Genomic DNA, 14,007 nt, shown 5'->3' on the forward strand with positions numbered 1-14,007 from the left:
CCCCCGGACACCCGGGGGCGGGCCGGCCGCCTGGCGTCCGCCGCCGGCGCCGGCCGTCCCGCCGTACGGATCCGGCGCCGGCCCGGCGTCAGGCCGCGTCGCGCGCGGCGTCGGCACGCCGGCGGCGGACCACCATCACGCCCCAGCCGGCGCTGACGGCCACCGCGCCGGCGAGCATCATCGGGCCGGCCTGGGAGGTGCCGCCGACCGCGGCCGCGTGGGCCTGGACGACGGGCGCGTCCGGGGCGGTGTCCCCGCCGTGGCCGTGGTGGCTGACGGTGGACTTCGCCGCGGCCGCGGTGATCTGCTGGTCCGTCGGCGCGGCCGGCGCCTCCCCGGCGGTGGCGGCCAGGGCGGACGTCGACTGGGTCGCGGCCTTGGCGCCGAAGTCCACGTCCGAGCAGCTGTAGAACGCCTCGGGGCTGTCGCTGCGCTGCCAGGTCATGTAGAGCAGCTGGCGGCCGGTGCGCTGCGGCAGGTTGCCGGTGAAGTTGTAGTAGCCGTCGGTCGCCGTCCGGGTCACCTGGGTCTGCGCGACCGGCGTCGGGTCGAGGTCGGACCACTTCAGCGGCTTGGTCGGGTCGTAGCCGACCTTGGTGATGTAGACCGTCATCAGGCCGATGTGCGCGGCGGTGACCCGGAACTTGAAGTTGTACGGCCCCGACGCGACGGCGGTGGCCGGCCAGTCGGTCCGGGCCATGTCGAGGGCCTTGTACTTGTCGCGGTTGGCCGAGCAGAGCTTGCCGTCCGGGATCAGCGCCTGGTGCTGGCCGTTGGCGTTGGCGATGTTGACCTCGTTCCAGTCGTAGAGCGGCTGGGTGCCGCTCTGCGCGACGAGGTCCTTGCACACCTGGGACTGGGGGTGCTCGGGGCCTTCGGCGAAACAGGCCGCCACCCGGCTGACCGGGTTGGACATCGAGCCGTGCGCGCTGGCGGTGCCGGCCGAGGTGAGGGCGGTGAGCAGCGCGGTGGAACCGACGACGCCGAGCGCGAGGGCTCTGCGGTGGAGCGACATGGGGACTCCTTGACGGTGCTTCGGGGTCGAACAGTGTGGGGGACGGGCACGTCTGCCCGAGGTCGCGACTGCGGCCGAGCGTATGATTGGACTAGACCAGGTGGCAATAGGCCTGCCCTGGACAGTTTCTGACGGTTGTTCGCCACTGGCCGGGATCGGCCGGACCGCTCCGACCGGGTGGTCGGCGGTCGCCCGCGGTGCCCGCCGGCCTGCACGGCGTCGGTGCCGGCCGCGTCGGTGGAGTCCGCCAACCGGCCCTGTGCAGGCGGGGATTGACCTCGCGCTCGGCGATCGGGGCGCGATCGCGAGCAGGCTCGACCGTCGACCGGTGGGTCGCGGGAGCGGGAGGAACGGAGCCGGCGGGCACTCCCCGGCGGGAGCGTGGGGCCCGGCCGCTTGAGGGCCTCTTAAGGAGCCGATGAGCCCGTGTTCAGGAGCCGCCGCGCCGCCGCCGGCGACTGCGGCGGCGGCGCACGGTGCCGGACTCCGTCCGGCCTTGGAGGGGGCCGGCCGTCAGAGGAAGGTCTTCCCCTCGCCGCGGTAGGTGGGCACGCTGCGCACCACCCGGTCGCCCTCGATCAGGTGCAGCTCGGCGAAGCGCTCGCAGAGCTCGCCGGCCTTGGCGTGCCGGAACCACACCCGGTCGCCGATCAGCAGGTCGTCGGCCGCCGCCCCGAGCAGCGGGGTCTGCACCTCGCCCGCCCCCTCCATGGCGTCGTAGGACAGCCCGGTCGGGAGGTAGGGCACGGGGGAGCGGTCCGGGCCGGCCGGGCCCGAGGCCGGGTACCCGCCGCCGAGCACCGTCACCACGCCGAGGCCCGGCCGGCGCACCACCGGCAGGGCGAACAGGGCCGCCGGACGCCCCTGGAACGCACGGTAGTTGTCGAAGAGCCGCGGCACGTACAGCCCGGAACCGGCCGCGACCTCGGTCACCGCCCGCTCGGCGACGGTCGACTCCACGCTGCCCGTGCCGCCGCCGTTGACGAACTCCAGGTCGGCGACCTCCCGCAGCCGTCGCACCACCGCGGCGCGGCGCACGGCCAGTTCGGCGCGGGCCCGGGCCTGCATCAGCCGGATCATCCGCGAGCGCACCGGGCGCCCGGCGAGGCTGTCCCCGACGCCCGCGATGTGCCCCTCGTACGCCATCAGCCCGACGACCCGGAACCCCGGCCGGCGCTGCACCAGTTCGGCGAGCGCGCCCACGTCCTCGGGCGTGCGCAGCGGCGAGCGCCGGGCGCCGACCCGGACCCGGCCGCCGAGCAGTTGCAGCGAGGTGTCCAGCTCCAGGCAGACCCGGACCTCCTGGCTGCCGCCCCTGGCCTTGTCGATCAGGTCGAGCTGGGCCGGATCGTCCACCAGGACGGTCACCGCGGCGGCGAGGTCCGGGTCGGCGGTGAGCTCGGCGTAGCCGGCCCGGTCGGCGGAGGGGTAGGCGAGCAGGATGTCCTCGAAGCCGGCACGGGCCAGCCAGAGCGACTCCTCCAGGGTGAAGCTCATGATCCCGGCGTAGCCGTCCCGTGCCAGCACCCGCTCCAGCAGTGCCCGGCAGCGCACCGACTTGCTGGCCACCCGGATCGGCTTGCCGCCGGCCCGGCGGACCAGGTCGTCGGCGTTGGCGTCGAAGGCGGCCAGGTCGACGATGGCGAGCGGGACGTCCAGGTGCGCGGTGGCCCGGTCGTAGCGGGCGCGGTCGGCGGCGGGGGACGACTGGGCCGGCGCCGGGCTCGTGGACGAGCCGGGACGGGCGGGAGCTTCGGGCTTGGCCATGGCCGCAGACTGCCACACCGCCCCTACCGGTGGGTAGGGCCATCGGCCGGTCAATCGGAGCCGCTGTCGACGAGGGCGTCCACCGCCGCCACGGCCACCGACTCGACCAGGGCGATGCCGGCCTCCTCGGTGCTGTTGCCGTCCGAGAGCACGGCCACCAGCACCTCGTGGTCGGCGCGGGTGACCAGGCCGATGCTGTTGACCGCCCAGAGGCCGTCCGAGGTGCGCGGCAGCCAGCCGTTCTTCAGCATCCGGTCGCCGTCCGGGTCGGCCGCGGCCGAGACTCCCCAGGCCTGGTCGGCGGATATCAGGCCCATCAGCTTCCGCAGGTAGGCCCGGTCGTCGGCGGCGAGCGGCGAGTCATCGGTGAAGATCACCCGGAGCAGCCGCAGCTGGTCGGCCGGCGTGGTGGTGGTGAGACCCCAGTAGCCGTCCCGGCCGGCCGTCGTCCCGGTGAGGCCGAAGGCCCGGTTGGCCTCGTCGAGTCCGTCGGCCCCGCCGATCGCGTCGTACAGGTCGCTCGCGGCGTCGTTGTCGCTCTGCTCGATCATCGCCTCGGCCAGGGTGCGCTGCGCGGCGTCGATCCCGGAGCCCGACTGCCGCAGCAGGGCCGCCAGGATGTCCGCCTTCACGATGCTGGCGGTGACGAAGGCGTGGCCGCCGTCGCCCGGGACGAGGCCGTCCGCGCTGCTGCCGCCGTCGGAGCCGCCGTCGTCCGGGGCGGAGTCCGCAGGCGCGGAGCCGACCGGGGCGGGGCTCGCGGTGCCGGCGGGCCCCGAGCCGAGGACGTCCGCACCCGCGCCGGCGCCGGAGGTGAGGTCCAGTACCGCGACCGCCACCGCGCCCTCCGCGCCCGCCCCGGCGGAGCGCACCGCCGCGCCGACGGACCGGGTCGCCGCGGTGTCCGCCGCGTCCTGGCCGGCCGCCGCGGACGGCGTGCCGGTGCTCCCGGCCGTGGCGGTGGTGGCCGGGCGGGCCACCAGCTGGCCCCCGCCCGCCCCCATGTCCAGCGCCAGCGCCACCGCGACGGCCGCGGCCAGGGTCAACAGGCCCGCCCGCAGGGGTCGGTGCCGGCGGCGGGCGGCGCGGTGTCGGGCTGTCATGCCCCCATGGTGGCCCGCGCGGCTGGGCGCAGGATGAGCCTTCGGTGAACGCCTCCTGAGAGGGCGCGCCGCACGGTGGCATAGGCTCGCCGGGTGGACCGCAAGAACATTCCGAACCCAGGCTTCGCCGACGACGACGGCACCGCAGACCCCGCCCTCGCCCGGGCGCTCGACCGCTGGTCGCAGGACGCGTCCGCCGAGCCGGAGGTGCTGGCCGCACTGCTGCCGAGCCGGCTGATGGTCCCGATCGTGGCCCTGCTCGGCGAGGTGGAGACGGACGAGAAGGGTCTCCGGCACGAGAAGACCAGCGACATGGCCGTGCCGGTGGTCGAGGCGGCGGACGGCCGCCGCGCGCTGCCGGCCTTCACGTCCCTGGCGGCGCTGGCGCGCTGGCGGGCGGACGCCCGCCCGGCCCCGGTGGCCGCGCCGCAGGCCGTCCTGGCCGCGTACGCGGAGCGCGCGGACACCCTGCTGATCGACCCGGCCGGGCCGGTGGCGTACCAGCTGACGGGCGCCAGGATGCGGGCCGTGGCGGAGAACCGCGCGTACCTGCCGCCGGTGCGCGACCCGCAGGTGCGGGAGGCCGTGCGGCTGGTGCTGGCCGCGGAGTCCGCGGTCCGCGTGGGGTACCTGCGGGCCGGCGGCGACGCGGACGGCACGCTGGCCCTGGTGCTGGACCCGGGTACGGCGGAGGACGAGGTCAGGGGCTCGGTCGACCGGCTGGTGGCGGCGCTGGTCGGCGATCCCGTCCTGCGGGTGCGGCTGGACCGCGGGCTTGAGCTGGCGCTGCTGCGCGACGAGCTGGCGCAGGAGCCCTTCTACCGGCGCTGAACGCCGCGCCCGCGCCCGCCGGCCCGCCGGGGGTCGGTTCCGGGCCGGCGCGCACCGCTTCCGGGGCGGCCCGGGACGCGGCGACGCCCCCGGGCGGGCCTGCTCGGGGGCGTCGGACGGGGCGCGGGCCGCCCCGGGGCGTCAGGAGTAGACGGGCCCGGTGAACTTCTCGCCGGGGCCGGTGCCCGGGGCGTCCGGCACCAGGGACGCCTCACGGAAGGCGAGCTGGAGCGACTTCAGGCCGTCCCGCAGCGGCGCGGCGTGGAAGTTGCTGATCTCGGGGGCACCCGCCGTGACCAGGCCGGCCAGCGCGGTGATCAGCTTGCGGGCCTCGTCGAGGTCCTTGTCGGCCTCGCCGCCCTCGGCCAGGCCGCACTTGACGGCGGCCGCACTCATCAGGTGCACCGCGACGGTGGTGATGACCTCGACGGCCGGGACCTCGGCGATGTCGCGGGTGAGGTCGTCGAAGCCGATCGCCCCGTCGTCCTCGGAGGCGTGGGTGTCGGTGGGCTCGCTGCTCAAGGGGGACTCACTCCGTCGTGCCGGTGTACGTACATCAGGGAGCGTACAAGGGGGCGCGCGGGAGCGGCGCGGGCCGGGGTCGGGGATCACGGGCCCGCTGACCCGTGCCGACAGCGCCGCTGCTCACCGGCCGGCCCCGGTGATCGGCCGCGGAACCCCGGCGGGGGACCGCGGAATACCCATGGCCGGGCAAACGCTGTATGCTTCGAGACTGACCGGCCAGGAACCCCTCAGGGGGCCCGGGCCAGCAAGTGGAGGCTCCACCCAGGAGGCCCGAGAGGGCAACCGCGACAGTCTCCCACCTGATCGGCCTCGCGGTCGACGGGTCCCGGTCCGCGACAGGCGCTGCAAGGTGCCCGATCGCCAGCAGCGTCCCTCACCAGGGCGTCGCCCCCGGATGTGTGGAGCCCCGCTTGCACCGAGCGGGGCTTTTTTCGTGTCGCGGTGCGTGCAGCCTGACGAGCAAGTGGGCAGCGCAGCACGAATGAAGCCCCGCCCAGTGGTCGAGTCCACTACGTGCGACCGCCGTCCGACGGCCGCATCGGAAAAGGTGCAACCGAGGAGGCCCCATCAGCACCGAGCCCCGCATCAACGACCGGATTCGCGTCCCCGAGGTGCGACTCGTCGGTCCGAGCGGCGAGCAGGTCGGCATCGTGCCGCTTGCCAAGGCGCTGGAACTTGCGCAGGAGTACGACCTCGACCTCGTCGAGGTCGCGGCGACCGCCCGGCCGCCGGTGTGCAAGCTCATGGACTACGGCAAGTTCAAGTACGAGTCGGCCATGAAGGCCCGTGAGGCGCGCAAGAACCAGGCGCACACGGTCATCAAGGAGATGAAGCTCCGGCCGAAGATCGACCCGCACGACTATGACACCAAGAAGGGTCACGTCGTCCGGTTCCTCAAGCAGGGCGACAAGGTCAAGATCACGATCATGTTCCGCGGTCGTGAGCAGTCGCGCCCCGAGCTGGGCTTCCGACTGCTGCAGCGGCTGGCGAACGACGTCCAGGACCTGGGCTTCGTGGAGTCCTCGGCCAAGCAGGACGGCCGTAACATGATCATGGTGCTTGGCCCGCACAAGAAGAAGACCGAGGCGATGGCCGAGGCCCGCGCGATCGCGGACGCCCGTAAGGCCGAGCGTCAGGGCCGCAACACCGGCCCCGATGCCGCCGCGGACGACGACGCAGCGCTTGAGGCCGAGAACGCCGCAGCCGAGGCGGAGGCCGACGAGGCCGACGACGACGCCGAGGACGCGGACGACCAGACCGACGCCGAGGTCGAGCAGCCGACCGAGGTCTCCCAGGACGCCTGAGCCCCAGGGCTCGGGACGGTTCGGGAGAGCCGGTCACCAAGGTGGCGGGGCACCCGCCCGGCCACCACAGATCAATCCAGTTCCTGCCCGCGCGGCACCACCGCGCGGGCAGTAACGGGACCGACGAGGAGAGACGGCGACATGCCGAAGCAAAAGACGCACAGCGGCGCCAGCAAGCGCTTCAAGATCAGTGGCTCCGGGAAGGTGCTGCGCGAGCGTGCCGGCCGTCGCCACCTGCTCGAGCACAAGCCCTCGACCCTGACCCGCAAGCTCGCCGGGACGGTCGTGGTCGCTCCGGCCGACGCCAAGAAGATCAAGAAGCTTCTCGGCAAGTGATCGCCCTCCCGCGGCCACGCTGCGGGACCAGCTGATCCTTCCCGACCCATTCGAATGACGGACCACGTGAAGTAGTCCGTGGTCCAACCCAAGGAGTAATGAAGTGGCACGCGTCAAGCGGGCAGTAAACGCCCACAAGAAGCGCCGGGTCATCCTCGAGCGGGCCAGCGGTTACCGCGGCCAGCGGTCGCGCCTGTACCGCAAGGCCAAGGAGCAGGTCACCCACTCGCTCGTTTACAACTACAACGACCGCAAGAAGCGCAAGGGCGACTTCCGTCAGCTCTGGATCCAGCGCATCAACGCGGCGGCCCGCGCCAACGGCATCACCTACAACCGCTTCGTCCAGGGTCTGAAGGCTGCCAACGTCGAGATCGACCGCAAGATGCTGGCCGACCTGGCCGTCAACGACCCGGCCGTCTTCGCGTCGCTCGTCGAGGTGGCCCAGAAGGCGCTGCCGACCGACGTCAACGCCCCCCGGGCCGCCGCCGACGCCGCCTGATCCTCCCCGGATCGGGTGCCCCGGCACCGCAGCTCACCGATCGGACCCGCAGGCAAGCTCCTGCGGGTCCGATTCGCATTCACCCGAGGCCGCACCGGGGCCGGCCCCGCCCCAGCCGTGTGGACCCGCCCCAGGCGGGCGGGCGGAGGCGTACGGCCGCCTTCGACGGCGCCCGCCGGCCCGGCGTGCGCCCCCTCCGGCACCCCTGCCCAGAGACGAGACCATGCAGAGCACCGACCTCCCCCTGCTGACCTCCCTGCGCTCGCCCCGCGTCGTCGCCGCCCGCCGGCTGGCCAGACGCAACCAGCGCAGCAAGGAGCGCCGCTTCCTCGCCGAGGGCCCGCAGGCCGTCCGGGAGGCCGTCGCGTACGGGCAGCTGCCGGGTACGTCCGAGCACGCGGTGGTCGAGATCTACCTCACCCGGGAGGCCGCCGAGCGCCACGCGGACATCGTGGACGCCGCCCTCGCCGAGGGCCTGCCCGTGCTCACCGCGACCGACGAGGTCGTCGCGGAGATCTGCGACACCGTCACCCCGCAGGGCATCGTCGCGCTCTGCCGCTTCATCGACACCCCGTTCGAGGACGTGCTGCGGGCCCGGCCGAGGCTGGTCGCGGTGCTCGCGCACGTCCGCGACCCCGGCAACGCCGGCACCGTGCTGCGCACCGCCGACGCGGCCGGCGCGGACGCCGTGGTGCTCACCGACGCCTCCGTCGACCTGTACAACCCCAAGGCCGTCCGGGCCTCCGTGGGCAGCCTGTTCCACCTGCCGGTCGCCGTCGGCGTCCCGGTCGAGGAGGTCGTGGGGCGGCTGCGCGAGGCCGGGGTCCGGGTGCTGGCCGCCGACGGCGCGGGGGAGCGCGACCTCGACCAGGAGCTCGACGAGGGCACCCTCGGCGCGCCCGGCGCATGGGTGTTCGGGAACGAGGCCTGGGGTCTGCCGGAGGAGACCCGCGCGCTCACCGACGAGGTGGTGCGCGTGCCCATCCACGGGCACGCCGAGAGCCTCAACCTGGCCACGGCCGCCGCCGTCTGCCTCTATGCCTCCGCCCGGGCCCAGCGCTCGCCCGGAGGGTGTCGCGCACAGGGGTAGGGACGCTAGGGTCGACTCCTGTGGGGGGAAGTACACGGTGGGTAATCGGGGAGGACACCCATGGCCGGCAGCGGGGCAGAGCTCGATCCGGACGACCTGCCCGACGGGCTGGTGATCGCGGACGCCGACGGCCGGGTGGTGTGTTTCAACAGCGCCGCCGCCCGCCTCACCGGCATCACCCCCGCCGTCGCCCTCGGCAGCCGGCTGGCGGCCGCCCTGCCGCTGGAGGACCTCGACGGCCGTCGCTGGTGGCAGCTGACCGACCCCTACGCGGGCCTGGCCACCCGTACCGGCCAGCCCGAGCGCAACCTGCTGCTGCCCGGCGGCCGTGAGGTGCTGGTCTCCGCCCGGTACGTGCGCGAGCGCCCCTGCGGGCCGCTGGTGCGGCTGGTGATCGCGCTGCGCGGCACCGAGGAGCGCCGCCGCACCGAGCGCAGTCACGCCGAGCTGATCGCCACCGTCGCGCACGAGCTGCGCTCCCCGCTCACCAGCGTCAAGGGCTTCACCGCGACCCTGCTGGCCAAGTGGGAGCGGTTCACCGACGGCCAGAAGCGGCTGATGCTGGAGACGGTGGACGCGGACGCCGACCGGGTGACCCGGCTGATCGCCGAACTGCTCGACATCTCCCGGATCGACGCCGGCCGGCTGGAGGTCCGCAAGCAGGTGGTCGACGTCGCCGCCGCGGTGCGCCGGCACGTGGACGGCAAGGTCGCGGCCGGCATCCCCGAGGACCGCTTCGACATCCGGATCACCGAGCCGCTCACCCAGCTCTGGGCCGACCCCGACAAGGTCGACCAGGTGCTGGGCAACCTGCTGGAAAACGCGGTGCGCCACGGCGAGGGAACTGTCACGATCGAGGTGGCACCGGCCAAGGAGGTCGTCGAGGCACCCGTCTGGGAGCGCCCCGGCACGCCCCCCCGCGTACTGGAAGGCACAGCGGTCACCGTGAGCGACGAAGGCGGAGGCATCCCCGAGGAGTCGATCCCGCGCGTCTTCACCCGCTTCTGGCGGGGCAGCAAGCGCGGCGGCACCGGCCTGGGCCTCTACATCGTCAAGGGCATCGTCGAGGCCCACGGCGGCTCGATCCGGGTCGACCGCGCGCCCGGCGGCGGCGCCAGGTTCCGATTTATCCTGCCCGCCGGAGTGCCCGACTTCATGCTGTAGACGGCATCGGAGGGCCGGCCCGGCGGGCCACCACCCCACGCCCCGGCCCCCGACGGCCCGGCAACCCGGCCCCGGCCGGGCGCCCCGGCTCCCGACGGCCCGGCGGGGACCGCCCCGCACAGTCGGCGCGCGAGCCCCCCACACCCCGGCGAGCGAGCCGAAGGGGCGCGCCGCTGCCGAAATGGGGGTACCCCCGGCCGAAGGCTGGGGGAGAGGAGGGCCAAGATCCCGACGAAGGAGGGATCGCAGCGCCCGACGAGTGTCGGCAGCGGATCGGAGCGCCCCGGAGGCGAGCCGAGCCCTACAGGCAGGCGACTACACTCGACCCTTGGCGTTGTTGGGACGCCCGGCGCGGCCGAGCCGCGGACACCCACCCTCCACCAGCGGAGACCGGCTGCCCGTGCCCCGGCCACACCGGGCGTACCGCAGAGGTAACCAAGGCCCCAGACCTGAGCACGGACGAGCAGGAGCACGGGAAAGATAGAGATGTCGGCACCCAATAAGTCGTACGACCCGGTAGAGGTCGAGGCACTCAAGCCCGAAGAGGTCGAGCGCGCCCGGGACGAGGCCCTGGCGGCCTTCGCCGCGGCCGGCTCCCTCGACGAGCTCAAGCAGGCCAAGGTCGCCCACACCGGCGACCGCTCCGCACTGTCCCTCGCCAACCGCGAGATCGGCGCCCTCCCGCCGCACGCGAAGGCCGCGGCGGGCAAGCTGATCGGCCAGGCCCGTGGCGCCGTCAACCAGGCCCTGGCCCGGCGCCAGGCCGAGCTGGAGGCGGAGCGCGACGCCCGCGTGCTGGTCGAGGAGGCGGTGGACGTCACCCTGCCGTACGACCGCGCGCCGCGCGGCGCCCGGCACCCGCTGACCACCCTCGCCGAGCGCATCGAGGACACCTTCGTCGCCATGGGCTACGAGGTCGCCGAGGGCCCCGAGGTCGAGGCGGAGTGGCTGAACTTCGACGCCCTCAACCTGGGCCCGGACCACCCCGCGCGCTCGATGCAGGACACCTTCTTCGTGCAGGCCCCGGACGGCTCCGCCGACTCCGGCGTGGTGCTGCGCACCCAGACCTCGCCGGTCCAGATCCGCAGCATGCTCGACCGGGAGCCCCCGGTCTACGTGATCTGCCCCGGCCGGGTCTACCGGACGGACGAGCTGGACGCCACCCACACCCCGGTCTTCCGGCAGCTGGAGGGTCTGGCGGTGGACGAGGGCATCACCTTCGCCGACCTCAAGGGCACCATCGAGCTGCTCGTCGCCAAGCTCATCGGCGACGGCCTGGAGCTGCGCTGGCGGCCCTCGTACTTCCCGTTCACGGAGCCGAGCGCCGAGATCGACCTGCAGTGCTTCGTCTGCCGCGGGGCCAGCATCGGCAACCCGGACCGGCCCTGCCGCACCTGCTCCTCCGAGGGCTGGATCGAGCTCGGCGGCTGCGGCGTGGTCAACCCGCGCGTGCTGATCGCGGCCGGCGTCGACCCGAACCGCTACAGCGGGTTCGCCTTCGGCCTCGGCCTGGAGCGAATCCTGATGAACCGCCACAGCGTCGCCGACATGCGCGACATGGTCGAGGGTGACGTCCGCTTCACCCTCCCGTTCGGGATGGAGATCTGATGCGCGTCCCGCTTTCCTGGCTGCGCGAGTACGTCGACCTGCCGGCCGGTGAGACCGGCCGCGACGTGGCGGAGCGGCTCGTCCGGGCCGGTCTGGAGGTCGAGACCGTCGAGCAGCTGAACGGTGACCTCAAGGGCCCGCTGGTGGTCGGCCAGGTGCTGTCCATCGAGGAGCTGTCCGGCTTCAAGAAGCCGATCCGGCACTGCTTCGTCAACGTCGGCGACGCCAACGGCACCGGCGAGCCGCAGGAGATCGTCTGCGGCGCGACCAACTTCGCCGTCGGCGACAAGGTCGTCGTCGTGCTGCCGGGCGCCGTGCTGCCCGGTCCCTTCCCGATCGCCGCGCGGCAGACCTACGGCCACACCTCGGCCGGCATGATCTGCTCCGCCCGCGAGCTCGGCATGGGCGACGACCACAACGGCATCATCGTGCTCCCGCCGGAGTACGAGCCCGGTACCGACGCGATCGAGCTGCTCCAGCTGGTCGACGAGGTGCTGGACATCGCCGTCACGCCCGACCGCGGCTACTGCCTCTCCATGCGCGGCGTCGCCCGCGAGGCCGCCGCCGCGTACGGCCTGCCGCTCGCCGACCCGGCGCTGCTGGACGTGCCGCCGGCGAACAGCTACGGCTACCTGGTCAAGGTCGCCGACCCGGTGGGCTGCGACCGCTTCGTCGCCCGCACGGTGGTCGGCATCGACCCGGGCGCCAAGTCGCCGATCTGGCTCCAGCGCCGCCTGCAGAAGTCCGGCATCCGCCCGATCTCGCTGACCGTCGACATCACCAACTACGTGATGCTGGAGGTCGGCCAGCCGCTGCACGCGTACGACCGGGCCCGGGTCGACGGCCCGATCCAGGTCCGCCGGGCGCAGGAGGGCGAGCTGCTCACCACCCTCGACGGGGTCAAGCGCAAGCTGTCCGCCGAGGACCTGCTGATCTGCGACAACTCCGGCCCGATCGGCCTGGCCGGCGTCATGGGCGGCGCCACCACCGAGATCCTCGACGCCGTCCTGGACCCGGAGACCGGCGAGTCCACCGGCTCCACCGAGGTGATCATCGAGGCGGCGCACTTCGACGCCGTCTCGGTCGCCCGCACCGCCAAGCGCCACAAGCTGCCCTCCGAGGCGTCCAAGCGCTTCGAGCGCGGCGTCGACCCGGAGGCGGCCCGCGCCGCCGCCCAGCGCGCCGTGGACCTGCTGGTCCTGATCGCCGGCGGCACCGCCGAGGCCGGGGTCACCGACATCGCGGCCCCGCACCCGGTGCGCACCATCACCATCGCCGCCGACCTGCCCGACCGGGTCGCCGGCACCGTGTACGGCCGCGAGACGGTCGCCCGCCGTCTGCAGGAGGTGGGCTGCTCCGTCGCGGGCGCCGACGTCCTGGAGGTCACCCCGCCGACCTGGCGCCCCGACCTCACCGACCCGTACGACCTCGCGGAGGAGGTCATCCGCCTGGAGGGGTACGACAACGTCCCCGCCCGGATGCCCACCGTGCCGCCGGGCAAGGGCCTGACCGAGGCCCAGCGGATGCACCGCCGGGTCGGCGTCGCGCTCGCCGCCGCCGGCTACGTGGAGGTCAACAACTACCCGTTCGTCGGCGAGGCCGCCTTCGACGCGCTCGGCCTGGAGAAGGACGACCGGCGCCGCCGCACGGTGAAGCTGGTCAACCCGCTCAACGACGAGGAGCCGGCGCTGCGCACCACGCTGCTGCCGGGCCTGCTCGGCGCGCTGCGGCGCAACATCGGCCGGGGTAACACCGACCTCGCGATCTTCGAGACCGGTACGGTCTTCCTGCCCAAGGACGAGCTGACCGTCGCGCCGCGCCCGGCCGTCGACCGCCGTCCGAGCGCGCAGGAGCTCGCCGAGCTCGACGCCGCCCTGCCGGACCAGCCGCGCCGGGTCGCCGTCGCCCTGGCCGGCGAGCGGCTGCCCTCCGGCTGGTGGGGCAAGGGTGCGCAGGCGGGGTGGGCGGACGCCGTGGAGGCGGCCCGTACGGTGGCCCGCGCGGCCGGCGTCGAGCTGACCGTCCGCCAGGGCCAGCTGATGCCCTGGCACCCGGGCCGCTGCGCCGAGCTGCTGGTCGCCGGCACCGACCGGGTGGTCGGCCACGCCGGCGAGCTGCACCCGCGCGTGGTCAAGGCGCTCGGCCTGCCGGACCGCACCAGCGTGATGCAGATCGACCTCGACCTGCTGACCGCCGACGGCGCCGAGCGGGTCACCGGCCCGACGGTGTCCGCCTACCCGGTGGCCACCCAGGACGTCGCGCTGATCGTCGACTCCGCCGTGCCGGCCGCCGAGGTGGAGGCCGCGCTGCGGGCCGGCGCCGGCGAACTGCTGGAGGCGATCCGGCTGTTCGACGTCTTCACCGGGGAGCAGGTCGGTGAGGGCAGGAAGTCGCTGGCGTACGCGCTGCGGTTCCGCGCCACCGACCGCACGCTGACCGCCGACGAGGCGTCGGCGGCCCGCGAGGCCGCGGTCGCCGAGGCCCTGGCCCGTACGGGCGCGGTGCTGCGCGGCGTCTGAGGCCGACCGGCGGGCCCCGCCCCCGGACCTTCCACGGTCCGGGGGCGGGGCCTTTCGCATGCACCGGTCCGGTGTGGAGGGGGGAGCGGTGCCGCTCATCGGATGGCAGGTTCACGCCATGTCGAGCAGGGGTGCCGATGGCGGACGTCGGCCGCCGGGGTGCCCGTGACCGCTCCCGGCCGTCCTGATCTGCGCCTTTCCGTTGCCGTGGCGGCGTCGGGCCCGGTCGGCGCCGGGGCCGCACGC

Annotated in this window: 12 protein-coding genes; 8 read left to right on the forward strand and 4 right to left on the reverse strand. The window is 74.2% G+C overall.

Features of this window, described 5'->3' with window-relative positions; all coding sequences use genetic code 11:
• Positions 1-88 precede the first annotated feature (88 nt).
• The 3 genes from ACFTWP_RS18680 to ACFTWP_RS18690 all read right to left on the reverse strand — a co-directional run bounded on the left by ACFTWP_RS18680 (position 89) and on the right by ACFTWP_RS18690 (position 3,885).
• The gene (locus ACFTWP_RS18680; protein WP_380265701.1) at positions 89-1,015 is read right to left on the reverse strand and encodes a lytic polysaccharide monooxygenase; all 927 of its coding nucleotides are present in this window, start codon (positions 1,013-1,015) and stop codon (positions 89-91) included.
• A gap of 513 nt (positions 1,016-1,528) precedes the next feature.
• A complete protein-coding gene (locus ACFTWP_RS18685; protein ID WP_380265702.1) occupies positions 1,529-2,782 on the reverse strand; it encodes an amino acid deaminase/aldolase in 1,254 nt (417 codons plus the stop codon).
• 50 nt (positions 2,783-2,832) lie between these two features.
• Positions 2,833-3,885, reverse strand: a complete 1,053-nt coding sequence (locus ACFTWP_RS18690) for a serine hydrolase (RefSeq protein ID WP_380265703.1) — start codon at positions 3,883-3,885, stop codon at positions 2,833-2,835.
• Positions 3,886-3,978: 93 nt separating this feature from the next.
• Between ACFTWP_RS18690 and ACFTWP_RS18695 the strand changes: the two genes are divergently transcribed.
• Entirely contained in the window at positions 3,979-4,716 is a 738-nt protein-coding gene (locus ACFTWP_RS18695) for an SseB family protein (RefSeq protein WP_380265704.1), read from the forward strand.
• A gap of 141 nt (positions 4,717-4,857) precedes the next feature.
• On the opposite strand, the gene ACFTWP_RS18700 is transcribed toward ACFTWP_RS18695, so the two are convergent.
• Positions 4,858-5,238 carry a DUF1844 domain-containing protein gene (locus ACFTWP_RS18700; protein WP_380265705.1) on the reverse strand — a complete coding sequence of 127 codons (381 nt, stop codon included), beginning with the start codon at positions 5,236-5,238 and terminating at the stop codon, positions 4,858-4,860.
• A 569-nt stretch (positions 5,239-5,807) separates the two neighbouring features.
• On the opposite strand from ACFTWP_RS18700, the gene infC reads away from it, so the two are divergent.
• The 7 genes from infC to pheT all read left to right on the forward strand — a co-directional run bounded on the left by infC (position 5,808) and on the right by pheT (position 13,761).
• A complete protein-coding gene (gene infC, locus ACFTWP_RS18705; protein ID WP_073921540.1) occupies positions 5,808-6,545 on the forward strand; it encodes a translation initiation factor IF-3 in 738 nt (245 codons plus the stop codon).
• A 141-nt stretch (positions 6,546-6,686) separates the two neighbouring features.
• Complete coding sequence (rpmI, locus tag ACFTWP_RS18710) at positions 6,687-6,881, forward strand: 50S ribosomal protein L35 (protein WP_329486877.1); 195 nt, start codon at positions 6,687-6,689, stop codon at positions 6,879-6,881.
• Between the two features lie 103 nt (positions 6,882-6,984).
• On the forward strand, positions 6,985-7,380 hold the full coding sequence (rplT, locus tag ACFTWP_RS18715) for a 50S ribosomal protein L20 (protein WP_073921538.1): 396 nt from the start codon (positions 6,985-6,987) through the stop codon (positions 7,378-7,380).
• 223 nt (positions 7,381-7,603) lie between these two features.
• Entirely contained in the window at positions 7,604-8,470 is an 867-nt protein-coding gene (locus ACFTWP_RS18720; protein ID WP_380265706.1) for a TrmH family RNA methyltransferase, read from the forward strand.
• Positions 8,471-8,530: 60 nt separating this feature from the next.
• Positions 8,531-9,634: an ATP-binding protein gene (locus ACFTWP_RS18725; RefSeq protein ID WP_380265707.1), complete on the forward strand. Its 1,104-nt coding sequence runs from the start codon at positions 8,531-8,533 to the stop codon at positions 9,632-9,634.
• Positions 9,635-10,120: 486 nt separating this feature from the next.
• Positions 10,121-11,242, forward strand: a complete 1,122-nt coding sequence (pheS, locus tag ACFTWP_RS18730) for a phenylalanine--tRNA ligase subunit alpha (protein ID WP_380265708.1) — start codon at positions 10,121-10,123, stop codon at positions 11,240-11,242.
• Positions 11,242-13,761, forward strand: a complete 2,520-nt coding sequence (gene pheT, locus ACFTWP_RS18735) for a phenylalanine--tRNA ligase subunit beta (RefSeq protein WP_380265709.1) — start codon at positions 11,242-11,244, stop codon at positions 13,759-13,761. The genes pheS and pheT overlap by 1 nt, the downstream gene beginning before the upstream one ends.
• Positions 13,762-14,007: the final 246 nt, after the last annotated feature.

Source organism: Kitasatospora sp. NPDC057015 (assembly GCF_042673745.1).
Taxonomy (GTDB): Bacteria; Actinomycetota; Actinomycetes; order Streptomycetales; family Streptomycetaceae; genus Kitasatospora.

Excerpts from the sequence above, each read along its gene's own strand:
- ACFTWP_RS18680 (WP_380265701.1), bottom strand. The coding sequence starts at position 1,015 with ATGTCGCTCCACCGCAGAGCCCTCGCGCTCGGCGTCGTCGGTTCCACC.
- ACFTWP_RS18685 (WP_380265702.1), bottom strand. The coding sequence starts at position 2,782 with ATGGCCAAGCCCGAAGCTCCCGCCCGTCCCGGCTCGTCCACGAGCCCG.
- ACFTWP_RS18690 (WP_380265703.1), bottom strand. The coding sequence starts at position 3,885 with ATGACAGCCCGACACCGCGCCGCCCGCCGCCGGCACCGACCCCTGCGG.
- rpmI (WP_329486877.1), top strand. The coding sequence starts at position 6,687 with ATGCCGAAGCAAAAGACGCACAGCGGCGCCAGCAAGCGCTTCAAGATC.
- ACFTWP_RS18720 (WP_380265706.1), top strand. The coding sequence starts at position 7,604 with ATGCAGAGCACCGACCTCCCCCTGCTGACCTCCCTGCGCTCGCCCCGC.
- ACFTWP_RS18725 (WP_380265707.1), top strand. The coding sequence starts at position 8,531 with ATGGCCGGCAGCGGGGCAGAGCTCGATCCGGACGACCTGCCCGACGGG.
- pheS (WP_380265708.1), top strand. The coding sequence starts at position 10,121 with ATGTCGGCACCCAATAAGTCGTACGACCCGGTAGAGGTCGAGGCACTC.
- pheT (WP_380265709.1), top strand. The coding sequence starts at position 11,242 with ATGCGCGTCCCGCTTTCCTGGCTGCGCGAGTACGTCGACCTGCCGGCC.